This is a genomic window from Halomonas sp. 72 (assembly GCF_052379785.1).
Lineage (GTDB): Bacteria > Pseudomonadota > Gammaproteobacteria > Pseudomonadales > Halomonadaceae > Vreelandella > Vreelandella citrativorans.
The window spans coordinates 379,516-403,994 of sequence record NZ_JBQSYY010000001.1; the positions used below are offsets into that span (position 1 = coordinate 379,516).

Sequence of the window (24,479 nt, forward strand, 5' to 3'; positions counted from 1 at the left end):
TCACTTCTCCAGCGCAGGCACGTCAAGCCAACGGCGCTCGGCGGAACTTTGCAGCGCCAGCTCAGCAAATTGAACGCCCTTGGCCGCTTCGCGCAGCGTCCAGCGGTAAGGCGCGTCTTCCACCACGTGGCGAATGAACATTTCCCATTGATGCTTGAAAGCGTTATCGGTCGATTCACGCTCGGGGACTTTCTGCCAGTCGCCGAAGAAGTCCATGGTCTGCTTCTGGTCCGGGTTCCAGGTGGGCTTGGGAGTTGCCTCACGTGGCTGAATGTAGCAATCGGTTAGGCCTGCGACGGCTGAACCATGGGTGCCATCAACATGAAAAGTCACCAGGTCGTCGCGGCGCACCCGAGTGTTCCAGCTCGACTTGATATGCACGATAGCGTCGTTGTCGAGCTCTACCGTTGCATAGCAAGCGTCATCGGCCGTTGCCTTGTAGGCATTGCCGTTTTCATCCCAGCGTTCGGGAATGTGCGTTTTACCCAAGCACACCAGGGATGTCGGCTCACCAAAAAGGTTATCGATGACATAGCGCCAGTGGCACATCATGTCCAGGATCATGCCGCCGCCATCTTCCTTGCGGTAATTCCAGGAAGGGCGTTGTGCAGGCACGGTGTCACCCTCAAACACCCAGTAGCCGAAATCCAGATCGACACTCAAAATGCGCCCGAAGAAGCCGGTATCGTTAAGTTGTTTCAGCTTCAGCAAGCCGGGAAGCCAGAGTTTGTCCTGGACAGCGCCGTTCTTGACGCCAGCCTTTTCGGCGGTACGGGCAATATCAAGGGCATCGGCCAAGTTTTCGGCAATCGGTTTCTCGCAATAAACGTGCTTGCCCGCACTGATCGCCTTGCGCAGTAATTCACAGCGCAACTGCGTTGAGGCCGCGTCGAAAAAAATGCGGTCATCCTTATTGGCCAGCGCAGCATCCAGGTCAGTGGTCCAGCGCTCTACCTTGTAGGTTTCAGCAAGGCGTTTGAGCTTGTCAGCATTACGCCCAACAAGGATCGGGTCGGGGATGACTCGGTCGCCATTACTCAGGGTGACACCGCCTTGATCGCGAATAGCCAGAATCGACCGAATCAGGTGCTGATTCATGCCCATACGGCCAGTAATGCCATTCATGATGATGCCTAAAGATTGTGTAGCCATTGGCTATCCTCTTGTTGCTTTTATGTCGTTAGGTTATGACGCGCATAACGTCGTACGCAGGTACTGCTTCGCTGGTAAAACCGATACTGCTGAGCGAATCCAGGGCAATACGCCCTTCATTAATTCGCAGATGTAGCCCACTTTCGTCACGTCGATATAACGAAGGATGGGCTCGGGCGAAGGCATCCATTTCGGGCTCTGTCGCTCCACTCATACCGTCCACATAGTGATGACCGTTGCGCTCAACGTGCTCCAAACCCAGCAGCGCTACCAGGGCTAGATCCTGTTGCACACAAAGCCCCGCCTGAGTGGTCAAGTCCTCTCCCGACAAAAACCAGCCCTCCCCTGTCCAGTGGTGTGTTCGAGCAAGATTGAGCAGGGAGCGATACAGGCCCTTGCAGTTCTTGGACGAAACGCCCTGATAACCAAGCTCACGAGCCCGGTGATAACTGTTCAGTTCACTGTCACTTTCGTCGATCAACAGGGGAACACGCCGTGACAACGCATGCACCGGGCAGTCCAGCGCCAACGCTCTGGGTAGTGGCTGCTCTACAAAGAGCAACGCGTCACGCAGACGGCGCAATGCAGGCGTTTTTTCAATGGCATCAAGCAGATCGACGAAATGCTGCACGGATGCGAACTGCTCATTACCATCCAGCGTGATTCGGTAGTCGGGCAGCCGCTCCAGCAACGCCGCTATATCGGTCAACCGCTGTAGATCCGTATTCAGATCACCACTGACCTTTAGCTTGAAGTAATTCGGTTGGTAAACATCGATCACTTCACTAAGGCTTTCAGGAAGGCCGTCATTAAGGCGCTCAGTGATGTCGTTGGGCGTCAGGGCATCAGCAAGACCGACGGTATGACGCAATGCGATACTGGAGCGGGGTTGCAAGTTGGCCAGAAACTCATCCAACGCAAAACCTTCAAGATCATCCGGCAAGTGCTCGGATGTAAGCCCCGCCACGTTGTGCTGAATAAGCTGGTAAAAGGAGAGCTTTTTTAGCCGGGCCAGCGCATCAAGCACGGCTCTGGCCATTAGCGCCGGGCCGAAACCGGCCACTAGCCCGTTTTCATCGGAAAGCGTTTTGCGCTGTTTGGCATCCAGGCGCCAGGCGTGGTCGGCGGCGGTCAAAGGCTCTTTGGCATTCAGCGTGAGATCAATGGCGCACTTAACTGAACGGCGCAGTTGATCAACATTGTCCGCTTCGCTCAGCGTAGGTGATTTATCAAACCATTTAGGCACCATCAGCTCAGCGGCGTGTCCGTCAGCCTCAAGCCCGGTATCTACATCCCGAACCTTGATCCGCAAGTAGACTTGCGTCGCTTCGCGCAGCGTCACCACGCCAAAGCGAAACGGGAGGCGCATGCGCAGGTCTCTTTCAAAGGCCTCGGCTGACAATACAATCAGTTTGGGAGCATTCATGTCATACCTCCATAAGCCCGCGCAGGTAGCCAATAGCGCGCGCTGCCGTGGCTTGGCCGTCGGGTTCATAGATAAAGGGTTCGACCGCCAATGTCCCTGACCAACCATGCCGCCCAAGCGCTTCAATCACTCCTCGAAAACGATCATCACCCTGGCCGGGACCACGCCGGTTGCGATCATTAACCTGAACGTGAGCGATCAGCCCGGATGGCAGCCAGGTTTCCAACAGCTGGGCAGGTGTTTCGGTTTCGGCGTTAGCCGCGGCGGATGTATCTAGCATGGTTTTCAGATGAGGCCGGTCCAGTCGCTTAACCAGCTCTATAGCTTCCGACAGGGTGTTAATGAAGTTGGTCTCCCTGCGCGCAAGCGGTTCAATGCAGTAGGTAACACCTGCCTGCGCTGCCCGCTCCCCCGCTGCGTCAAAGAACGCCTCCGCGCGCTCCCGGTCCCCATCACGGCTCAAGAGGCGTTGGCCAGGTGATCCATGCACCAGCACAGAACCACCGAGAACTGCACACTGATCAACCAGCCGATACATCAACTCGAACGTCTGGTCACGCAAGGTTTTGTCAGGATCGACAATGGATAAGCCCTTCGGCGCCACCAGTAGCCAATGCAAACTGGTAATAGCGATTCCGGCATCCTCGGCCATGGCCTTGTAACCAAGGAGTTCTTTTTCGGACAAATTTTCAGGATTACCTGACAAGGTATAAGGCGCTACTTCAAGACCGTCATACCCCAACTCATAGGCGTACTGACACTGATGTTCAAAATCAAGATGTGCCAAAACTTCATTGCACAGTGAGATTCGCATTGGCTACCTTTTTATTTTTATAACCGTTTAGTTACTTAAAAGCTAGCAATAGCCAATTGATCTGTCAATCCTGTTTAAGTCGGATTGTTGGCCAAAATAACGTACAAAAACTTATAAACATTTCTGAAGTGAGTGACGCTATCCCGCCCGCCCACTGCCAACCTTGCACGGCACCAATCTCCTACCAACATTGAGCTCTATAATCGGCGCTACACGATTGAAGGGATCATCACCGTTATTGCACACTCCGTGCATACGGTTTGCACTCCCCCGCTCGATACTGACATTGTCAACTTACCAGGAGGTACGTTATGAAAATGTCATTACGCCAAGTGTTTGCCCCGGCTCTGCTGGCTATCGCGCTAACCCCACTTGCTGTGGTTGCACAGGCAGACCAGCATGAAGGTCGTCATTCAGGCGCTGACCGCGAAACCTTCTCGCAGCGCATGGAAGAGCGCCGCCATGAAGTGTACGACCGCGCCGGTTTGAACGAGGAGCAGCAAACGGCCCTCAACGAGCTAAACGCAGAGCATTTCCAGGCCATGCAGGCGTTGCGTAAAGAGCACCAGGATAAAGTTGCGGATATTCTTTCCGAAGAGGAGCGTGAGTCTTTAAAGAACGCCATGAAAGAAATGCGTGACGAGCACCACAGGGATGGTAGAGGCCACGGTAGACACGGCCCGCGCGATCAGCATGAAGACGCTACGGAAACCGCTAGCGAGTAAGCGCTTTTTTACTGTTAAGTCTTGTCAAGAAAGACGCCCGGCTTTTGCCGGGCGTTTTTGTATGCGCGCCTTGCCAAAACCTCACCGACCATTCCCTATCCCTATAAAACTGATTTGTAGTAAGCGCTTAAACAGCGTATTTTATATTGAACGTTCATTCAAAATAAATTTTAGCCACCTTTAGTCTCGACCACAGGAGTACACCTGCATGGCAAAAGACAACTTCGCCCTCCCCTCTCGCGACCGTCTCAATCCTGTGGTTTTCCACGGCAGTATGGCCGGTATATTGATATTTCTTGTGCTCACTCTGCTGTTCACGGAACAGGCTGGTGAATTTTTTAATACAGCGCTTGCCTGGGTAAGTGCCACCTTTGGCTGGTACTACATGCTGGCGGTTGTGGCTTACCTGGTCTTTGTCGTGGTGATTGGTATGTCGCGGTTTGGCAGTATTCGCTTGGGCCCCGATCATTCGCGGCCTGAATTTTCATTGCTTTCCTGGTCGGCGATGTTGTTCGCTGCAGGTATCGGCATTGATTTGCTGTTTTTCAGCGTGGCTGAACCGATTTCTCACTACCTGGCACCGCCCGACCTGACACCCGAAAGCCAGGCTGCGATGCGTAACGCCGTCGTTCAAACCTATCTGCACTGGGGGCTCTCCGGCTGGGGGCTGTACGTGTTGATGGGTATGGCGCTGGCCTACTTCAGCTATCGCCACCGTTTGCCGCTAGCCATTCGCAGCGCGCTCTACCCGCTTCTGGGCAAGCGTATTTATGGGCCTATCGGTAACGCGGTGGATATCACGGCGGTGGTTTCTACCGTATTTGGTATTGCCACCAGCCTCGGTATTGGGGTCATTCAGCTTAACTACGGGCTGGCCTACATGTTCGATGTACCGGAAACGATTACGGTACAAATTCTTTTGATTGTCCTGGTCGTCATACTGGCAACCATTTCCGTAGTTACCGGGGTCGAAAAGGGTATCCGCCGCTTATCCGAGTTTAATATGCTGCTGGCACTCTGCCTGATGCTGTTCATACTGTTTTCAGGCGACACGCTGACACTGCTCGATAAGGTAGTTAACAACGCCGGTGACTATCTTTCCGGCTTTGTGGCGGCAAGCTTTGACACGCACGCCTTTACCGATGATGGCGCCCAGGAGTGGAAGATGGGCTGGACGATTTTCTTCTGGGGTTGGTGGATCGCCTGGACACCGTTTGTGGGTCTTTTCCTGGCACGTATTTCTCGTGGTCGCACCATTCGCCAGTTTGTCGCCGGTGCGCTGTTTATACCGCTTGCCTTCATCATGGTATGGATGTCGGTATTGGGTAATAGCGGTATTGAGCTGGTCGCCAACCAGGGCGTGGCAGCACTCGGTGAGCAGGCGCTTAATACACCGCAAACCACGATTTACACCCTACTTGAGTACTACCCTTACGCAGCCATCACGGCAGCGGTTGTCACAATCCTGGGCGTTGTGTTCTTTATTACCTCCGCTGACTCCGGCGCGCTGGTGCTGGCTAACTTTACGTCTATCTTAAGTGACGTTAACCACGATGCGCCCATCAGGCTGCGCATTTTCTGGTCGGCGGTGATTGGCTTGATCACCATTGCTCTACTGATGGCCGGCGGGCTTAACGCTCTGCAAAGCGCAGTAGTGATTACCGCGCTACCCTTCTCGGTGGTAATTTTTGCGGTCATGGTGGGGATGTATAAGGCGCTAAAACTTGAAGGCAACAAGGCCGATGCACGCCGCGCCATTACCGGCAGCGCTCCAGGCGGCGATTGGAAGGAGCGCCTGGATCGCGCCCTGGACACATCCAACCGAGCTGGCGCTGCTGCAACCATCAAGCACTCGATTCGCCCAGCCATGACCCAGTTTGCCCAAGAGCTTGAAAGCCGTGGCCAGCCCGCCAATGTGAGTGAAGAGCAGTTGGAAGGTGAGCCGCTCCCCAGGCTAACGCTGCAGGTGGATTTTGGCGATGCCACCAGCTTTGTCTATCAGGTGTGTCCACACCGGATGCGCACACCGAGCTTTATTGAAGCCGACGATGACTTCTATGTGCGCCTGGATGTCTATCTGGCTGAAGGCGGGCTGGATAAAGACCTGAACGGCTATACCCGTGGCCAGGCGATTGGCGACCTGGTAGGCGAGTACGAGCGCCACCTGCACTTTTTGACCCTGGCAGGCCAGGAACGCGGCACCGTACAACCCATGCCTGGCAGCATCGGCGAACCGCCGGAGAATGCACAGCTGTAACCGTGATCGCATTTACCCAAAAGACGAATCCCGGCCTATGTGCCGGGATTTTTGTGCCTAATCGTTCGAGCCTCGCGCCTCAAGGCTGAGAATCAACAGCAGAGAGGGCGTAACCCATGAGTCGTCGCAAGCGGGTTGTCAATTAGAGCGTCAGAGGGGCAGATAATACCGCTCGGCACCATGCCGAGCGGGGGAGCGGGCGCGGATTAGAAAAACCCGAGCGGATTGATGTCGTAACTGACCAGCAGGTTCTTGGTTTGCTGATAGTGCTCAAGCGCCACCTTGTGGGTTTCACGGCCAACGCCGGACTTCTTGTAACCACCAAATGCCGCATGGGCGGGATATTGGTGGTAGCAGTTGGTCCATACGCGACCAGCCTGAATGCCCCGCCCCATGCGAAAGGCGACGTTAATATCCCGGCTCCATACACCTGCCCCCAAGCCAAACTCGGTGTCGTTGGCGATCGCCAGCGCTTCTTCTTCATCCTTAAAGGTGGTGACCGCCACCACCGGGCCAAAGATCTCCTCCTGGAAGACGCGCATCTTGTTGTCGCCTTTCAGTAGCGTCGGCTGGATGTAGTAACCCTTGTCGTAGCTGGGGTCGAAGCTTTCTTTATCTCCACCGGTCAGAAATTCAGCGCCTTCCTCACGGGCGATATCCATGTACGACATGATCTTGTCGTACTGCTCTTGAGAGGCTTGAGCGCCTACTTGCACGTCGGTATCCAAGGGGTTGCCGCGCTTAATAGTCTTGGTGCGCTCAAGCACCTTGGCCATAAATTCTTCGTACATGCTCTCTTGAATCAGTGCACGTGAGGGGCAGGTGCACACTTCGCCCTGGTTAAAGAAGGCCAGCACTAGGCCCTCTACCGCTTTATCGATAAACGTCGGCTCGGCGTTCATGATATCGGCAAAGTAGATGTTGGGTGATTTACCGCCCAGCTCCACGGTGGAAGGAATAATGTTTTCAGCGGCGCACTTAAGAATATGCGACCCCACCGGCGTGGAACCGGTAAAGGCGATTTTGGCGATACGCTTGCTACTGGCCAGTGCCTGGCCGGCTTCTGCACCGAAACCATTGACGATATTAACCACACCCGGCGGCAGCAAATCACCAATCAATCCCATCAGCACCAGCAAAGATGCGGGCGTTTGTTCGGCGGGTTTAAGTACTACGCAATTACCGGCGGCAAGCGCGGGGGCCAGCTTCCAAACAGCCATTAAAATTGGGAAGTTCCAAGGGATGATCTGACCCACCACGCCTAGCGGCTCATGAAAATGATAAGACACGGTATTGGCGTCAATATCGGCAGCGGAGCCTTCCTGCGCCCGAATGCAGCCTGCAAAGTAGCGGAAGTGATCAACCGCCAAAGGAATATCAGCATTCAGAGTTTCACGCACGGCCTTGCCGTTATCCCAGGTTTCTGCCACGGCCAGCTTTTCAATGTTCTGTTCAATGCGATCAGCAATTTTTAGCAGGGTATTGCTGCGCTCAGCGGCAGAGGTTTTCCCCCAAGCAGGTGCAGCCTTATGGGCGGCATCCAGGGCTTTATCGATATCGTCAGCAGTAGAGCGCGGAATTTCGCAGAAGACCTGACCATTTACAGGGCTAATGTTATCGAAATACTGCCCATTAACGGGCGGTACAAACTCACCTCCGATGTAATTGCCATAGCGTTTTTCAAACGAGACGACAGACCCATTATCACCCGGATTGGCATAAATCATGAGAAGGCTCCTGAGGATTATGATTATTAAACGTGCCCTAACAGTATTGTTTATTATTGCCAATGACGATATAGCTTGATGCCGGGGTTAGCCCTTATCCCTTGGTAGAAGACTGCCTCTGCCGCCAACGCTTGAGTGCGCTGTGGGTTCGTGCTGCGGTGTGGCGCACTACACCAAGTGATTCATCAAGCTGGCTTTTTGTATTTCCCTCCTCACGAGCTAACACTTCAAGGCTTTTGGCCTTCTCCGCCAGCGCCTCTGCGCCCATACTCAGCGACTCCCCACGAAGCTGATGTGCCAACCTGACTATCTGCTGCCGTGCCTGTTCGCTAAAAGACGCTTCCGGCGTGGTCAGGTAGGCGCTCAGTTGGGACACGTAGTCGCTGATCTGCTGATGATACAAAGCAACCAGGCTTATCAAGTGCTCATCGCCCAAACTCTCCTGAAGCATGATGAGCGTGTCAGCATTCAGTACATTGTGCTCAAACGTATCGCCCTGCACCTGTGTCGGCAGCGTTGTCTTACGGGCTAGCGCTGACGGTGATAAATGCAGAGCAAGCACGTCACCAAGCGCCAGAAGCGAAAGCGGCTTGGTAATGTAGTCGTTCATTCCGGCAGCCAGGCAGCGCTGGCGGTCATTGCCTCCCGCTGTCATGGCAATAATGGGTACATCCGCCAACCAGCCTCCTTGCTCACGCAGGTGCTGCGTCACTACCAAGCCATCCATATCGGGCAGCTGTATATCCATAAAGATTAAGTGCACCGGCAAGGACGCCGCCATGTCTAGCGCATCTTGCCCATTCTCGGCACACACGACCTCGCACCCCAAGCGTGACAAAAGCCCGGTCGCGACTTTGCGATTAATGGCGTTATCCTCCACTAACAGCAGTGATGTACCCGCAAAGTTTCTCGTCTGCTCATTAGGAAGCACTGCCTCGACGGGCATCGCTTTTACCAGCGGCAGCTTGCACCAAAATGTACTTCCCTGCCCCAGCCTACTCTGCACACCTAACTGCCCGTTCATGGCTTCACTTAAGCGCTTACAGATAGCAAGCCCAAGACCCGTCCCCCCGTAGCGGCGAGCGACCGATGCCCCCGCTTGCTGAAAAGGTTCGAATAATGTCGTTTGCTGCTCTTCACTAATCCCGCACCCGGTGTCGCTAACTTCCAGTAGCAGATGCTCCACCGTTGAAGAGACCCGAACAGTGATCGCTCCGTGATCGGTAAACTTGGTCGCGTTCGCCACAAGGTTAAGCAAAATCTGCCTTAGACGACCCGCATCAGCCATCACCCAACGCGGTACCAGCGGGTCGATATGCATGCTTAACGCCACCCCTTTGGCCCTCGAACGCGGTTCAAACAGCGCTACCACGCTATCAACCAAGGGCCTTAATTCAGTAGGTGACACTTCAAGTGTTAAATGGCCTGCTTCGATTTTGGAGAAATCGAGAATCTCATTGATCATGGCCAACAGCTGGTTGGCGCTCTCATGAATCGTGCGCGCGTAATCTTCTACCTGGGCCGAGCTTGCTGGCTCACTGAGCAGCTCACTCATGCCGATCACGCCATTAAGCGGGGTACGAATCTCATGGCTGACCATGGCCAGGAAGTCGGACTTGGCATGATTAGCAGCCTGCGCCTGCTCGGCGGTCACTTCCAATTGTTGGCTTAGTTGCTCCTGTCGGCGCCGGGCTGTCGCACTTTCACGCATTTCTCGGATCAGGAACGCAATGACCAACAGCACGGCCAGGCTCATACCGACCAACAGCGTCATTAATAATTTATAGAGCGCGCTTAACACACGGCGCTCTTCAGTGGCAGACTCCGCCAGGTAACCATTGATGGTGATGACAAACCGCTCGGTTAGCTGGGTGAGTGCTTCAAGCTCTGCTTCAATTAACACAATGGGCAGTTGATCCAGCACCTCATGAGGTGCAAACAAAAGGTCCAGCGGTTCCATCTGCTGGCCTATTTGCGTTAGCAACTGCCCCGCCCCTTCAATGTCAGTAATCAGTGAGTTGACTTCCCCTTCTTGAAGCAACATAAGACGGCTATACAAAAGTTCAAAACGCATATTCAGCTCGTTTTGTACCACCGGGGGCATCTCTGCACGGGATGCTGAAAGCAAGTGGTTAAGCAGCTGTACTGCATCACGATCGAGTTTATAGGCGACCCATGAGGTATCTTCGCGCAGACTTTGTGTGAGGTTGTCCTGCCGCCAAGAGGCCAGAGCAGCGACTACCAACGCCGATGCAAACAGCAGCACGGTAATAATGGCCACCAGTTTAAGGCGGCGAGGGTAACGCAGCAGGCGGGGCGAGCGCACGTTGGCTCGGTTAAAGAACATCTATACGCCTAACCTGCCAAACAGCTCTAAAGCGCACTTTTTCACTTAACAACGTCTCGTCCTGATCAAACGGATAAAGCACCCAAAGAGGCCCAAACTCACGAATCGGGATGTGCTGGTTATTTCGTTTAAGTGCCAGAATGACGTCGTAATCATAAAAATCCTTGATCGGTATGTCAGCCACATAGCCGTTAAGGGCCGATACCTCTATCGCATCACCCTTGGCACCTACGTGCTCAAGCACATCACGTAACAACGGGCCTGAATATTGACTGACGCCACTTGTCCAGGGCGTACTCGTTTCAAACGCGTGCTGTGGCAGCCCCTCTAACATGTCAATATCAAAGTCGGCACCCTCTTCGGTGTTCACATTTACAATATTGCCTCTTACTTCCAGCAAAACGGCACCATCTGGTGCTTCCAAGGGGGTGGACTCATCGGCAAATCCAGCCAAGGGAGACCCTAGCACCAGCAGAACCCACCCCAGTAATAATGTTCTCACGATGACATCCTCATATAACTTTTCTCTATAGTTTTCTATTCAACTTTCGATACAGACACCCGTAGAGTATCGTGATCGGCCTGCCCAGGTCAGGAAAAAAATCGACTTTCTATATTAATTACAGTTAGATACACCTATACAGCCACTTAAAGACTACTATTTTACTAAACATTACCGTGGGGTTATAAAAAAACTCCAGCTCATATGAGCTGGAGTTTTCATAGTGCCTGACACCTTTTAAAAAGCGCCTAGCGAACGATCATGACGGACACCTTTGAATGATGAACAACATGCTCAGCATTCGGGCCCAGTACATAGTCGACAAACTTATGCCGAGTATGAGAAGCCATCACGATCAGGTCCACGTCCAGCTTTTTACCCACCTTAATGATGGCCTCCCAGGGGGAGCCATCGACAATAATGCTTTGGGTTTTAACATCCCGCGGAATATTGTCCTGAATAAACGTATGCTGCGCCTCTTTCATGGCCTCATGCGCTTTTGCAGAAAAATTCTTGGGGAAGTAAGCCCCTACCATCGGCATTTTGAGTTCTGGCAGCACAGTGACAATGTGCAACGACGCACCGAAGGTCTGGCAAAGCGTTACCGCCGTGGGCAACGCTTTCTTCCAGGAACCCTCTTCATTCAAGTCCACGGGCAGTAATATTTTTTGGTACATGACAACCTCCCTAGGCCACTGCCGCGCCATCATGATCAGACTTTTTACTACGCCGGCGACGCTGCATGAGCACAACAAAACCAAATATTGCCAACGCCGGTAGCCACATCCACTCTTTCGTCCAGCGGTCTACAGGGGCCAGTACTTCGATAATCTCCTGGTCGAAGTCAAACCCCAGGTCGGCGGCCTGGCTGCCGAAGGCGACGAAATCGACTAGCGTTTGATCACCGTCTACATACAGTTCCATACCGAGGTTTTCCAGGCGTTCCTGGCCCGTTTCACCGCGGGGCACCGGGACCAGTACGTAGGTCGTCATTGGCGAGCCAAAGGCATCTTCACCGGAGATTTGTACCCGCAGGTTACTGCCATCCTCGACACGCTCAAGGGCATCAGCAAACTGGGCAGGCGGCACTGACGCATACGGGTCATGTATCTTGTCCATCCAGAAGCCTGGGCGGAAGAGCGTGAAAGCGACCAATAGCAGCAGCAGCGACTCATACCAGCGATTGCGCGTCAGCATGTAACCTTGCGTGCCAGCGGCGAAAATCAGCATCGCCACGGTGGCCACAATAAACACCACCACGCCCTGCATCGGGGTAACATCAATGAGCAGCAGGTCCGTATTAAAGATAAACAGAAACGGAAGCGCTGCCGTACGCAGGCTGTAGTAGAACGCCTGGAAGCCTGTACGAATCGGGTCCCCTCCGGACACAGCAGCAGCCGCAAAAGAGGCCAGCCCCACGGGCGGCGTAACGTCCGCCATAATGCCGAAATAGAACACGAACAGGTGGACAGCGATCAGCGGCACAATCAGGCCATTTTGCTGACCCAGCATCACAATCACCGGCGCCATCAAGGCCGAAACCACAATATAGTTAGCGGTCGTGGGCAAGCCCATGCCTAAAATCAAGCTCAGCAAAGCGGTTAAAAACAAAATCATCATCAGGTTACCGCCTGACAGGATTTCAACCACATCTGCAAGCACCAGGCCCACACCGGTTTGCGACACCGCACCCACCACGATACCCGCTGTGGCCGTCGCGATACCGATACCGATCATGTTACGCGCGCCGGTCACCAGGCCGTCCCATAGGTCTAAAAATCCCTCTTTGATATCGGCGGCCATTTTGCTGCGCCCACGGAAGACGGCAATAATGGGACGCTGCGTCACCATGATAAAGATCATGAACACTGTGGCCCAAAAAGCGGAAAGCCCCGGGGAAAGCCGCTCGACCATCAAGCACCAAACCAGCACAACAACCGGCAAGATATAGTGCAAACCGACCATTACGGTGGGTCGTGTCTGCGGCAGTTTAATAACCTTGGCGTTAGGGTCATCCATTTCCAGCTCAGGATAGTGAGACCCGATTTTCAAAAGCCCTACATAAATAATCGCCAGGCCGATTGAAATGACCCACGGCGTTGCCTCACCCAGCACGGGCTTGAGCCACCCAAGGCCGTAATAGACCACCACCGACAGCCCCATTAACAGCAGCAGGCCGGTTAAAAATCCTATGATTTTGTTGAGTAATGGACGGGCTGGGTTATTGGAAGGCAGCCCTTGCATATTGGCTTTAAGGGCTTCCAGGTGAACGATATAAATCAACGCAATATAGGAAATAATCGCAGGCAGGAAGGCATGTTTAATAACGTCCACGTACGGGATGCCGACATACTCAACCATCAAAAACGCAGCCGCGCCCATTACCGGCGGCATGATTTGCCCATTCACCGATGAGGAGACTTCAATGGCACCGGCTTTCTCGGCGCTAAATCCCACCCGTTTCATCATCGGGATAGTAAAGGTGCCCGTTGTTACCGTATTGGCAATCGACGAGCCGGAAATTAGCCCGGTCATGCCTGATGCCACAACGGCCGCTTTTGCAGGGCCGCCTTTCAGATGGCCTAACATCGAGAATGCGACTTTTATAAAATAGTTACCGGCACCGGCCTTATCGAGCAACGCACCAAACAACACAAACAGAAAGACAAAGCTGGTAGATACACCTAGCGCGATACCAAAGACGCCTTGGGTACCCAGCCACTGGTGGTTGATCAACCCTCCCAGGCTGACGCCTCGGTGGGCAAGAATGCCCGGCATGTACGGGCCAAACAGGGAGTAGCCAATAAATATCGCGGCAACCACCATCAAGGGTGGGCCAAGCGCACGCCGAGTAGCTTCCAGCAGCATGATAATGCCGATGATGCCCACCACGATGTCCTGCGTGATAGGGCGCCCGGGGCGCTGCGCCAACTCTGAATAGAAAAGAAACAGATACCCACCGCAAAAGGCCGCCACCGCTGCAAACATCCAGTCTTGTAGCGGAATACGGTCGCGCGGTGAGCGCTTTAACGCGGGATAGGCCATATAGGCCAAAAACAGCGCAAACGCCAAGTGAATAGAGCGTGCTTCAGTGGCACTAAAAACACCGAAGCCGACCATATAAGGGAGTGGAGATGCAATCCATAGCTGGAACAGCGACCACGCTGCTGCAATACTTACTAGCAACTTACCGGGTACGCCGTGAGGCTTCCTTGCCCCTGTGTCACTGGCGGCGACCATATCCTCCAGGTCGCTCTCAGTGGCGTTAGAGGGTTGTTTGTCATCACGCATACGCTTGCCCTGCCTAATGGTCAGCGCTGACAATCAGCGCTTTCAACAAGAAGCGCGGACACCCGAGGTGCCCGCGCTTAAACTTCAAAAGCAATCACTATTGATCCTGGCTAATAGCGTCACACTAGGGTCTTATTCGATCCAGCCACGCTCGCGGTAGTAACGTGCAGCGCCATCGTGCAGCGGTGCAGTTAGACCGTCAGAAATCATGTCTTCTTCGTTAAGGTTTTCGAACGCCGGGTGCAGGCGCTTGAAGCGATCAAAGTTATCAAATACCGCTTTAACCGTTTCGTAAATAACCTCTTCATCCACGTCAGTCGATGAAACGAAAGTGGCTGCTACACCGAAGGTTTCAACGTCTTCGTCGTTACCACGGTACAGACCACCGGGGATCACAGAACGCGTGTAGTAAGGATACTCTTCGATCAGCGTATCGATTTCATCACCAGTGACCGATACCAGGTTCGCATCAATCGTGGTGGTGGCTTCCTGGATGGAGCCATTCGGGTGGCCTACCACATAGACCATCGCATCGATGTTGTTATCAGACAGAGCTGAAGCCTGTTCCGCCGCATCCAACTGAGATGCCAACGCGAACGTATCTTCGTCCCAACCAAACGCTTCCATGACGACATCCATGGTGTTGCGCTGGCCAGAGCCTGGGTTACCGATGTTAACGCGCTTACCCGGGAAATCGCTGATATTGTCGATACCCGCATCCGCACGCGCGACAACGGTAAGAGGTTCACCATGCATGGTGAATACCGCACGCATGTCACCCCAGGGGCCTTCTTCTTCAAAGTTGGCTTCGCCGTTGTAAGCACGGTATTGAACGTCAGACTGGACAACGCCCATATCCAACTCACCGCTTTTCATGCCATTCACGTTGGCAACAGAGCCGCCTGTAGAAGGCGCATTACAGCGAATACTGTGCTCTTCGCTGCCACGGTTAACCATACGGCAGACCGACTGGCCTACGACGTAGTAAACACCGGTCTGGCCGCCTGTGCCGATTGTAATATAGCGCTCTTGAGCAACAGCGGGGGCAGCAAACGTAGCTGCTGCGATCAACGCGCCAGAAAAAGTGGCGGTAGAAAACACATGGCGATTCATGGATACACCTCTATCTTGATGTTGTGAGCGTTATGCGTTTTGGAACCACCGATGATCTGTTCCCTCGGGTGATTTTTCGTCCAAAACGTTTTCAAGACAAACTGTTATAGTTCGACATCCTGAAGTGCCGACCTTAACTACTTTAGCGAAAAAACCGCTAATTAGCGAAGCCAATACGTGGCTTCAAGGATACGAGCGGCGCCTATTGAAACACGACTCTAACGCTGCGTAACGTTTAGTCACCGTTAATTGCTATGCCTCTTTTGCATAGGGGGTATGAGATAAGCAACCAAACTTCCCGAAAACCTGCCTGGCTCGTCAAGGGGTTGGTTGCTTAATAAGGTATAGCTCAATAGGCAGGGGTAGCCAAATGCCCCTGGGCGCTAAAGCCCGCACAGAGGCTCCCTGAGGTTCGCTACCTACACGCCGGCAACGACCAGAACCACCCACGCCCTAAGCGTGGTGTGGTTCCTTTCTACCGATTCTTGTGGCGATGCAAGCGCCGTCGCGCCTTGAAGAGACCTACTGATCGATGGGCTTGCAGAAGCCGGCTTGATCCGGAATCGAAATACAGTCGCCCACTTTAATGCCGCGTTCGGCGAAGTAGCCGCCATTGACCTCAAGGGCCGCCCAAAATGCGGTACCTGCCGGATAGGAGGGACAATTGGCCGGAACACTGGACTCACAGGGAGGCATGGTGTTAATTGCTACGATACGCCCCTCCTGATCGATAAACGCGATATCCAGCACAATGAGCGTGCGGTACATCCAAAAAGTGTTGCCAGCAGGCTGCTCGCTCTCAAAACGAAACAGCATGCCGCGGTTTTCAGGCAGCGATTCACGCTCCATCAACCCTCGCTGACGCTGCGCCGCGCTTTTGGCCACTTCCACTTCCAGCCGGTGTGGGCCTCCGTCACTATGAATAGCCAAGGACAGTAAATCGCTCTCTGGGTCAGCGCCCTCAGCCCAGGCGAGCGCGCCCCAAACCGTACCGGGAAGCAACGCGACCAAAGGCAAACCTAACGCAGCTTTTAGCATAAGACGACGAGTCGGGTTCATGGAGGCAGGTCCTTTAATCGGTAGGCTGGTCAATCGTCATGACTTTCATCGTATTGGTACCGCCATGGGCATTCATGTGATCACCCCGCGTCAGGATGACATGATCCCCCGGCTCGGCAAGCTTATGTTGCACCAGCAGTTCCAGCGCACGACGATTAAGCTCGGTCGCGCTCATTTCTGAGGTATCAAACGGTAGCGACACGACGCCACGATATAGCGCCATACGCCGTTGGGCGATGGGGTTATGGGCAAGGCCGACAATCGGCAAACCAGAACGGATGCGCGAGGCAATCAAGGGGGTATAACCGGAAGCGGTCATGCAGGCAATCGCAGCCACACCGGTCATATGGTTGGCGGCGTACATAGCGGAAAGGGCAATGGTTTCATCGGGGCGAGTAAAGCCTTCATGAATCCGGTGGCCCGACTCTTGTGCCACCTTCTCACGCTCGGCGCCCAAACAGACACGCGCCATGGCTTCCACGGTTTCCACCGGATAGTCGCCTGCGGCAGTTTCCGCTGAAAGCATCACGGCGTCACTGCTATCCAGCACGGCATTGGCCACATCAAACACTTCAGCGCGGGTAGGCAGCGGCGCCGAGATCATGCTTTCCATCATTTGGGTGGCGGTAATCACCGCACGGTTGAGCGAGCGGGCGCGCTTGATCATGCGCTTTTGCACGCCCACCAGTTTGGCGTCACCAATCTCAACCCCCAGGTCGCCTCGGGCCACCATCACCGCTTCAGAGGCTTCGATAATGCCGTCAAGCGTTGCCTCATCGGCCACAGCCTCGGCACGCTCAACCTTGGCCACTAGGCCAATCTCCTTGCCCTCCTCACCCAGCAGGCGGCGCGCTTCCAGCATGTCTTCGGCATGGCGCGGGAAAGAAATCGCCAGGTAATCAACGCCAATCTCAACGGCGGTTTTTAAATCCTGTTTATCTTTATCCGTTAGCGCCGGGGCAGAAAGCCCACCGCCCTGTTTGTTGATGCCTTTATGATTGGAGAGTTTGCCCCCCACTACCACGTGGGTATGAACCTGCTGGCCTTCTACACGGGTAACGTCCAGCACCACACGGCCATCATCCAGCAACAGGCGGTCGCCAGCGCCCACATCCTGAGCAAGGGTTTTGTAGTCGCAGCCCACTTGATGAACGTCGCCTGCATCACTGTCCATCGCCATATCCAGCACAAACGGCTGCCCCTCTTTCAGGGTCACCATGCCCTCTTTAAAACGGGCAATGCGAATTTTGGGGCCCTGGAGATCCCCTAGTGCTGCCACGCTTCGCCCCAGCTTGGCAGCAATTTCGCGTACTCGTAAAAGGCGCTGACGATGATCATCGGGCGTGCCGTGGGAGAAGTTCAAACGTACGACATCTACCCCCGCTTTCAGCATTGCCTCCAAAACACCCTCACGGTCACTGGCGGGCCCTAGAGTGGCAACAATTTTGGTACGGCGAAGCGGGATATGTGTCTGTGCGTTCATAGTTTTCCTAAACAATCACGGGGTTTGTCATTAGCCTATCAGTATAAGACCACCAGGATGACAACCGTAAGGCGTGTGCACAAGTTATTCGCGTAAATCGACCGTAATTTCGAGCGAATACTCTTCGCAGTTATTACCTTCGCCGCCGCGATCCACCACTAAGAACTCGCCTTCACGCTCAAGCACCGACTGTATCGCATGCCAAGTGCCTGCTCGGTAGTTAACGCCCTGACGGCCGTCGGTAACAAACGCACGCACTGTCTTTGGATCAATCGTCTCGCCTGGCGGTGCGACCACCACAATAAAGCGTTCCTGATGCAGCGGCATAAATGCCTGGCTGCCCAGTGGATGGCGCTCTAAAAAGGTTAATTCAAGCGGTAAGGAAACGGGCTGACTCACAAACAGATTGATCAGCGTATGGGCGTTTTCACCCAGGGTTTGCACCTTCGCCAGGTCGTGATGGCGCTGGGTACGCCCGGCGTTAATGGCAAACGAGGGTGACTCGCGCGCGTCGATGACCTCGCCAAAAGGCGCGAAGGCCTCACGCGTCAACGGCTCGGCGGTGAGAGTCAGCATGCAGGCCTCCTCATGGCTTTCTTCATTTCAACGAAAGCTTCATTTCAGCGAAAGAGCTTGAGCTTTGCGTGGCGGTTGACGTCCTTGTAAAGCAGGTAGCGAAACGGTCCCGGGCCGCCGGCATAGCAAGCCTGAGGGCAGAAAGCGCGCAACCACATGAAATCCCCTGCTTCCACTTCCACCCACTGCTGGTTCAGGTGATACACCGCCTTGCCTTCCAGCACGTAAAGGCCGTGCTCCATGACGTGGGTTTCATCAAACGGAATGACGCCGCCGGGCTGGAAGTTGACGATGGTGACGTGCATGTCATGGCGCACATCGTTAGGGTCGACAAAACGGGTGGTCGACCAGCGCCCTTCCGTGCCGGGCATCTCGCTGGGCGTGATCGCCTGCTCGTTGGTGACGAAGGCTTCCGGTACATCAAGGCCGTCCACGTACTCGAAGGCCTTGCGAATCCAGTGAAAGCGAACGGCTTCGCGGGATTCATTGCGCACTCGCCACTCCACCCCCGGCGGAATAAACGCATAGCCGCCCGGGGCCATGGCATGGCGCACGCCGTCCAGACTCAGCGACAGCTCGCCCTCGACCACGAACAGCACACCTTCGGCATCCTCCTCAGGCTCGGGCTTGTCGCTTCCGCCGCCGGGCTGCACTTCCATGATGTACTGGGAGAAGGTCTCGGCGAAGCCGGAGAGCGGTCGCGCCAGCACCCAAGCGCGGGTGCCCTGCCAAAACGGCAGGTTGCTGGTGACGATATCGCGCATGACGCCTTTCGGGATTAGCGCGTAGGCTTCGGTAAAAACGGCCCGATCCGCCGTTATTTGGGTTTGCGGTGGATGCCCGCCTTGAGGGGCATAGTAAACCGGATTGCTCATTGAATGGCCTTTTATGAGGTAACGGGCGGATGGTGTTTCGCCCAGTGGCGGGCGATATCGACGCGTCGAGCGACCCACACGCGATCATGGGTCTCTATATAGTCCAAAAAGCGCTGTAGGGCGCGGAAACGTCCCGGGCGTCCCAACAAGCGGCAGTGCATGCCGATAGAGAGCATCTTGGGCGCTTCTTCACCCTCTTCATACAGCACATCAAAGGCATCGCGCAGATAAGTAAAGAAGTGATCCGCCGTATTGAAGCCCTGCGGCGCAGCAAAGCGCATATCGTTGGTGTCCAGCGTATAGGGCACAATCAGATGAGCGTGATCACTCCCCTGGCTGTCGGTAACGGTCGTCCAAAAGGGCAGATCGTCGCCGTAATAGTCACTATCGTAAAGAAAACCGCCTTCATCCATAATCAGCTTACGGGTGTTGGGGCTATCGCGCCCGGTGTACCACCCCGCTGGCTTCTCCCCGTATAAGCGCTGAAATATCTCCACGGCTTTTTGCAGGTGTTCACGTTCAATGTGTTCGGCTACTTCCTGGTAGTGAATCCAGCGGTAGCCGTGGCACGCGACCTCATGCCCCAACTCCTTGAATGCCTGGGCGACATCAGGGTTTCGCTCTAGCGCCATCGCCACACCGAATACCGTTAAAGGCAGCCCCCGCCGCTCAAATTCGCGAAGGATCCGCCACACGCCTGCCCGAGAGCCGTACTCGTAGATCGACTCCATGCTCAAGTGGCGGTCGGCGTAACTGGCCGCGCCGATGATCTCGGATAAAAACTGCTCAGAGCCATTATCTCCGTGCAGCACGCAGTTCTCCCCACCCTCTTCATAGTTGAGGACAAACTGTACGGCGATTTTGGCCTTGCCTGGCCAGTTGGCATGCGGCGGTGTACGCCCATAGCCTTTTAAGTCACGCGGATAGCAGAGGTCAGTGGTTAGCGTCATCAGCGGGCCCTTCGGTTATCACCAAGCGTATAAATTCAATTAATTGACCATTATTGTATACAAAATAAACATATTAATAGCCCACGGCAATATGCCCAGGAATGGCTGATCAACCCATCGTATCTCTTGTAACTTAAAAAGCGCCAAACCTGAGCGTGTAGACGAATCTATTAGCCTTTTTAATGAGAGTAAAGGCCTTGCTCTTGGCGATAAAGCCCCCTATTTTTGTATACAAGATACATCGGATCGTTTACCTACAGGATCGCGTGCTGTGCACATACATATTATTAACCCCAATACGACAGCATCCATGACCCAAGCCATTGGGCAGGCTGCTGAGCTTTACGCCTCCCCGGGGACCCGCATAAGCGCGTCTCAACCTGAATCAGGTCCGGTTTCCATTGAGAGCCATTTTGATGAAGTGGTAAGCGCAGTAGGCGTGGCCGAAGAAGTACTTAAAGGTGAGCAACAAGGCGGTATTGATGCCTATATTGTGGCCTGCTTTGGCGACCCTGGTCTGCTTGCCGCGCGTGAAGTAACCCGCGCCCCGGTGATTGGCATTGCTGAGGCAGCCTTCCATTTAGCCACGCTAATCAGCACGCGCTTCTCCATTGTTACCACCCTGGGGCGTACCGGCATTATTGCCGAGCACCTGCTTGAGCAGTACGGCTTTCGCCACCACTGCCGACGCATTCGCGCCGCTGAAATTCCGGTACTAGACCTTGAGCACCACCCCGATGCGGCGTTTACCCGAATTGTCGAGGAGTGCTGCCGCGCCAGGGATGAAGATGATATCGGCGCCATCGTGCTGGGCTGTGGTGGTATGGCGAACCTCACCCAACAGATCAGCCACGAAGTAGGTATTCCCGTCGTTGAAGGTGTAAGCGCAGCCTTGAAGCTTGCAGAATCCCTGGTCGGCTTGGGACTGCATACCAGCAAGCACGGCGACCTTGCTTACCCACGACCCAAACCCTTTACCGGTAAGTTTGCCGCCCTATCAAACCTTCCATTGCCGCTTAAATAGCACGCTCATCAGAAGGTCAGTAATTCGTTAATCAGTGCATTCGTAAAAGAACCAGAACGTCCAGTAGTACGCCATGCCGCAAGCATCTTTCAGGCTACAACCTGAGAAACCAACAATACTCATAATCTTGCGAGGACGACATCATGAGCATTTCAAATGCTGCTCTTGCGTCAGAAGACCCTTCTACAGCGCGCACCAAAGCCCTGGGGGAGGAAAGCCTGGCTCCCCAGGGTACCCGAATTATGGGGCGAGGCTCCTACTTTCTAGCCTGGTTTGGTGGGTGCGTTTCTATCGGCACCTTTGCCATGGGCTCAAGCGTTGTCGGTACGTTAAACCTGCTACAGGCAACGCTTGCCATCGCCATCGGGTGCTTTGTCATCGGCATTGCACTGGCGATTAACGGTGCAGCGGGCTACAAATACGGCATTCCGTTTATGGTGCAGGCGCGCAGCGCATTTGGGTTTACCGGTACGCGTATTCCCGGCCTGGTTCGCGCGTTGCCTGCCGTGGTGTGGTACGGCTTTCAAAGCTGGATTGGTGCAGGGGCACTCAACATGGTGTCAGCAACCCTGTTCGGCTTTGATAACCTGGTGTTTTACTTTATTACCTTCCAATTCCTGCAAATCGGCCTTTCGGTGATGGGCTTTCAAGGTATCAAGTGGCTGGAAAATATCGGCAGCGCGTTTATTTTGGCCTCGCTGATGTACATGTTTTACGCCACGGTGCAGCGCTATGGCGATGAATTATCCGCCAGCCTGTTCACCATGGAAGGCTCTTGGGGTATGCCATTCTGGGGCGCCACCATGCTCTTTTTAGGCATCTACAGCACCATGATGCTTAACGTCAGCGACTACTCGCGTGAGCATAAAAAAGGCACGGCCCAGAGCCTGCTTACCACCATTTATGCCATGTCAATTCTACCCTGTACGCTGTTTATGGGCCTGATCGGCTACATGGTGTCGGAAGCCACGGGCACCGCAGACCCCATTCAGGTGTTTGCCAATGCCGTGGATAACACGCCGCTACTAATGACCACTCTGCTGTTTATCGCCTTTGCCCAGGTTACGACCAATGTGCTGAACAACGTGGTGCCGCCTACCTATGTACTAATGGACATCTTCAAGATCAAGTTCCCGGTCGCGACCATCATTGTCGGTTTATTAGCGTTTGCCACCTTCCCCTGGAAGCTGGTTCAACCGGGCTCGGCCGCCGGTTTACAGCTGTTTGTCCAAACCTACTCGGCTTTCCTTGGCCCCATCTTTGCCATTCTGGTGGTGGATTACTACATCATCCGCCGCCGCACGTTGGATATCAGCAAGCTCTACGATCCCACCGGCCCTTATCAAGGCGTCAATAAAGCGGCTCTCGTTGCAACCGCGGTGGGCATCCTGGCAGCACTCTTTTTCTCTGCGGTCTCCTGGTACGCCAGCTTAATTCCCGCCGGGCTGACCTATTACCTGCTGATGAAGCACTGGCCCGCCTGCCAGCGTTTTACACGCTAACCCTTCCCAGTCCGACGGCTGCACACGTGTAGCCGTGCTGACGATTAATGCAGAGAGAGCCTGCCATGCATGAGCAACCGCCTAACAGCGATCTTGATATCAAGCAGTTCGATCCCTCGCTTTATAATGAAGATCTGGCCCCTTTAAAGCCCCAGGCACGTACCTGGGGCGCATTTGAAATCTTTAACGTGTGGTCCAACGATATCCAAAGCCTGTTTGGCTATACCCTCGCGGCATCGCTATTTCTCACCTATGGCTTGAACGGCTGGGCAGTGATGGCAGCGATTATTCTAGCCGGTGTTATTGTCATGTTTCTGGTGAACCTAACGGGCAAACCAAGCGTTAAATACGGCATCCCCTTCCCAGTGATGGTTCGCGCCAGTATGGGAGTGCGCGGTGCCAACCTTCCCGCCATGCTACGCGCGATTGTGGGTATCTTTTGGTACGGCGTGCAGACCTATTTCGCATCAACGGCAGTCGCCCTGCTGATTACCGCCTTTATCGGGGCGGGCAGCGGCACGACCTTTCTGGGCCTTTCTGGCGTCGCATGGGTGTCATTTGTGATCGTGTGGCTTTTTCAAATCGCGATCTTCTGGCAAGGCATCGAGCGGATTAAGCACTTTTTGAACTGGGCAGGCCCGCTGGTGTACGTGGTTATGGTCGTGCTGATGGGAATTGTCTGGTTCCAGGCAGGAGACGAGTTGCTACCCGCCATTGGAACCATCTTTAGCGGCAGCGGTGAGCAAAACGTAGGCGCCGTGGGCGCGTTTCTTGCCATTGTAGGCACCATGGTGGCCTACTTTGCGGCCGTGGTGATCAACTTTGGCGACTTTACCCGCTTTGTGAAAACCGAGCGCCAAATGAAGCAGGGCAACCTGCTTGGGTTACCGCTTAACGTGGCGTTTTTCTCGTTTATCGCGCTTATTATTACTGCCGGTACGCTGGTACTGTTTGGCGAGGCGCTCACCAACCCCGCCGATATTGTTGAGCGCGTTGATTCATTACCGCTGACCATCATCGCCGCCCTCACCTTTTTTGCCGCTACCGTGGGCATTAACCTAGTCGCCAACTTTATTCCACCGGCTTATGACTTGGCCAACCTCTTTCCCAGCAAAATCAGCTTTAAGGTGGGTGGCTTGATTACCGCCGTTATCGCCTTCTTTGTGGGAGCGCTGTGGATCTCGGTGATTAGTCAGATTGGCATCCCCGGCTTTGTAAATGCCCTTGGCGCTATTGTCGCGCCGTTCTATGGCATTATTGTGGTGGACTACTACCTGATTAAGCGCCAACACCTCAATATGCAGGAGCTATTCTCCTCAGCCCCTGGCAGCGCGTACTACTACACAAACGGATGGAACCGCCGCGCCCTACTTGCGTTTGGCTGCGCAGCGCTGTTCTCGCTCTCCACGGTGCTAGTCCCTGCCCTTTCAAGCCTGGACGGCTACGGCTGGCTCATTGGTGCAGGATTAGGAGGCGCGTTCTACTTTGGCTTGATGCGACAGTTTAAGGCAGCACCCACCCTTACCCAGCAGAAGGCAAGTTGAGGTGAGTGAGCTTTAACGAATGTTTCAGGAACTGGTGATTTAAAAACTGGTGATTTAAAAACTGGTGATTTAAAAACTGATAATTTAAAACTGACAGTTTAGGCAATTTGAA

The 24,479-nt window shown here is 54.2% G+C and carries 19 protein-coding genes; 5 read left to right on the plus strand and 14 right to left on the minus strand.

From position 1 onward, the window contains the following. From ACT3T6_RS01745 to ACT3T6_RS01755, 3 genes are read right to left on the minus strand one after another with little or no spacing between them, the layout of a single operon-like run. Positions 1 to 1,152, minus strand: coding sequence for a Gfo/Idh/MocA family protein (locus ACT3T6_RS01745; RefSeq protein WP_193054418.1), 1,152 nt, complete (start codon positions 1,150 to 1,152; stop codon positions 1 to 3). A gap of 28 nt (positions 1,153 to 1,180) precedes the next feature. Then, on the minus strand, positions 1,181 to 2,578 hold the full coding sequence (locus ACT3T6_RS01750; protein ID WP_193054417.1) for a mandelate racemase: 1,398 nt from the start codon (positions 2,576 to 2,578) through the stop codon (positions 1,181 to 1,183). A 1-nt stretch (position 2,579) separates the two neighbouring features. Next, entirely contained in the window at positions 2,580 to 3,392 is an 813-nt protein-coding gene (locus ACT3T6_RS01755; RefSeq protein ID WP_193054416.1) for a sugar phosphate isomerase/epimerase family protein, read from the minus strand. A gap of 311 nt (positions 3,393 to 3,703) precedes the next feature. Here ACT3T6_RS01755 and ACT3T6_RS01760 point away from each other — a divergent pair, with 311 nt between their 5' ends. Together ACT3T6_RS01760 and betT are read left to right on the plus strand one after the other, a co-directional pair. Beyond that, positions 3,704 to 4,117, plus strand: a complete 414-nt coding sequence (locus ACT3T6_RS01760; protein ID WP_193054415.1) for a hypothetical protein — start codon at positions 3,704 to 3,706, stop codon at positions 4,115 to 4,117. Between the two features lie 208 nt (positions 4,118 to 4,325). Further along, positions 4,326 to 6,374, plus strand: a complete 2,049-nt coding sequence (gene betT / locus ACT3T6_RS01765; protein ID WP_193054414.1) for a choline BCCT transporter BetT — start codon at positions 4,326 to 4,328, stop codon at positions 6,372 to 6,374. A 206-nt stretch (positions 6,375 to 6,580) separates the two neighbouring features. On the opposite strand, the gene exaC is transcribed toward betT, so the two are convergent. From exaC to puuE, 11 genes are all read right to left on the minus strand, one after another. Then, positions 6,581 to 8,101, minus strand: coding sequence for an acetaldehyde dehydrogenase ExaC (gene exaC / locus ACT3T6_RS01770; protein WP_193054413.1), 1,521 nt, complete (start codon positions 8,099 to 8,101; stop codon positions 6,581 to 6,583). A 94-nt stretch (positions 8,102 to 8,195) separates the two neighbouring features. Further along, complete coding sequence (locus ACT3T6_RS01775) at positions 8,196 to 10,448, minus strand: ATP-binding protein (RefSeq protein ID WP_193054412.1); 2,253 nt, start codon at positions 10,446 to 10,448, stop codon at positions 8,196 to 8,198. Continuing rightward, entirely contained in the window at positions 10,438 to 10,950 is a 513-nt protein-coding gene (locus ACT3T6_RS01780) for a molybdopterin-dependent oxidoreductase (protein ID WP_193054411.1), read from the minus strand. Before ACT3T6_RS01780 ends, ACT3T6_RS01775 begins: the two co-directional genes overlap by 11 nt. A 248-nt stretch (positions 10,951 to 11,198) precedes the next feature. Next, positions 11,199 to 11,627, minus strand: a complete 429-nt coding sequence (locus ACT3T6_RS01785) for a universal stress protein (protein WP_193054410.1) — start codon at positions 11,625 to 11,627, stop codon at positions 11,199 to 11,201. A 10-nt stretch (positions 11,628 to 11,637) separates the two neighbouring features. Then, a complete protein-coding gene (locus tag ACT3T6_RS01790) occupies positions 11,638 to 14,241 on the minus strand; it encodes a TRAP transporter permease (protein ID WP_193054409.1) in 2,604 nt (867 codons plus the stop codon). Positions 14,242 to 14,373: 132 nt separating this feature from the next. Beyond that, positions 14,374 to 15,354 carry a TAXI family TRAP transporter solute-binding subunit gene (locus tag ACT3T6_RS01795; RefSeq protein WP_193054408.1) on the minus strand — a complete coding sequence of 327 codons (981 nt, stop codon included), beginning with the start codon at positions 15,352 to 15,354 and terminating at the stop codon, positions 14,374 to 14,376. A gap of 522 nt (positions 15,355 to 15,876) precedes the next feature. Beyond that, positions 15,877 to 16,413: a DUF192 domain-containing protein gene (locus tag ACT3T6_RS01800; RefSeq protein WP_193054407.1), complete on the minus strand. Its 537-nt coding sequence runs from the start codon at positions 16,411 to 16,413 to the stop codon at positions 15,877 to 15,879. Positions 16,414 to 16,426: 13 nt separating this feature from the next. Beyond that, entirely contained in the window at positions 16,427 to 17,896 is a 1,470-nt protein-coding gene (pyk, locus tag ACT3T6_RS01805; protein ID WP_193054406.1) for a pyruvate kinase, read from the minus strand. A gap of 84 nt (positions 17,897 to 17,980) precedes the next feature. Beyond that, a complete protein-coding gene (locus ACT3T6_RS01810) occupies positions 17,981 to 18,472 on the minus strand; it encodes an ureidoglycolate lyase (protein ID WP_193054405.1) in 492 nt (163 codons plus the stop codon). Positions 18,473 to 18,516: 44 nt separating this feature from the next. Beyond that, positions 18,517 to 19,347: a bifunctional allantoicase/(S)-ureidoglycine aminohydrolase gene (locus ACT3T6_RS01815; RefSeq protein ID WP_193054404.1), complete on the minus strand. Its 831-nt coding sequence runs from the start codon at positions 19,345 to 19,347 to the stop codon at positions 18,517 to 18,519. Positions 19,348 to 19,358: 11 nt separating this feature from the next. Next, the gene (puuE, locus tag ACT3T6_RS01820) at positions 19,359 to 20,297 is read right to left on the minus strand and encodes an allantoinase PuuE (RefSeq protein ID WP_172117446.1); all 939 of its coding nucleotides are present in this window, start codon (positions 20,295 to 20,297) and stop codon (positions 19,359 to 19,361) included. A 271-nt stretch (positions 20,298 to 20,568) separates the two neighbouring features. Here puuE and ACT3T6_RS01825 point away from each other — a divergent pair, with 271 nt between their 5' ends. From ACT3T6_RS01825 to ACT3T6_RS01835, 3 genes are all read left to right on the plus strand, one after another. After that, positions 20,569 to 21,321: an aspartate/glutamate racemase family protein gene (locus tag ACT3T6_RS01825; protein ID WP_193054403.1), complete on the plus strand. Its 753-nt coding sequence runs from the start codon at positions 20,569 to 20,571 to the stop codon at positions 21,319 to 21,321. Positions 21,322 to 21,464: 143 nt separating this feature from the next. Then, positions 21,465 to 22,823 (plus strand): NCS1 family transporter, encoded by a 1,359-nt coding sequence (locus ACT3T6_RS01830; RefSeq protein WP_193054402.1) that lies wholly within the window; start codon positions 21,465 to 21,467, stop codon positions 22,821 to 22,823. Positions 22,824 to 22,888: 65 nt separating this feature from the next. After that, complete coding sequence (locus ACT3T6_RS01835) at positions 22,889 to 24,367, plus strand: NCS1 family nucleobase:cation symporter-1 (protein ID WP_193054401.1); 1,479 nt, start codon at positions 22,889 to 22,891, stop codon at positions 24,365 to 24,367. Positions 24,368 to 24,479: the final 112 nt, after the last annotated feature.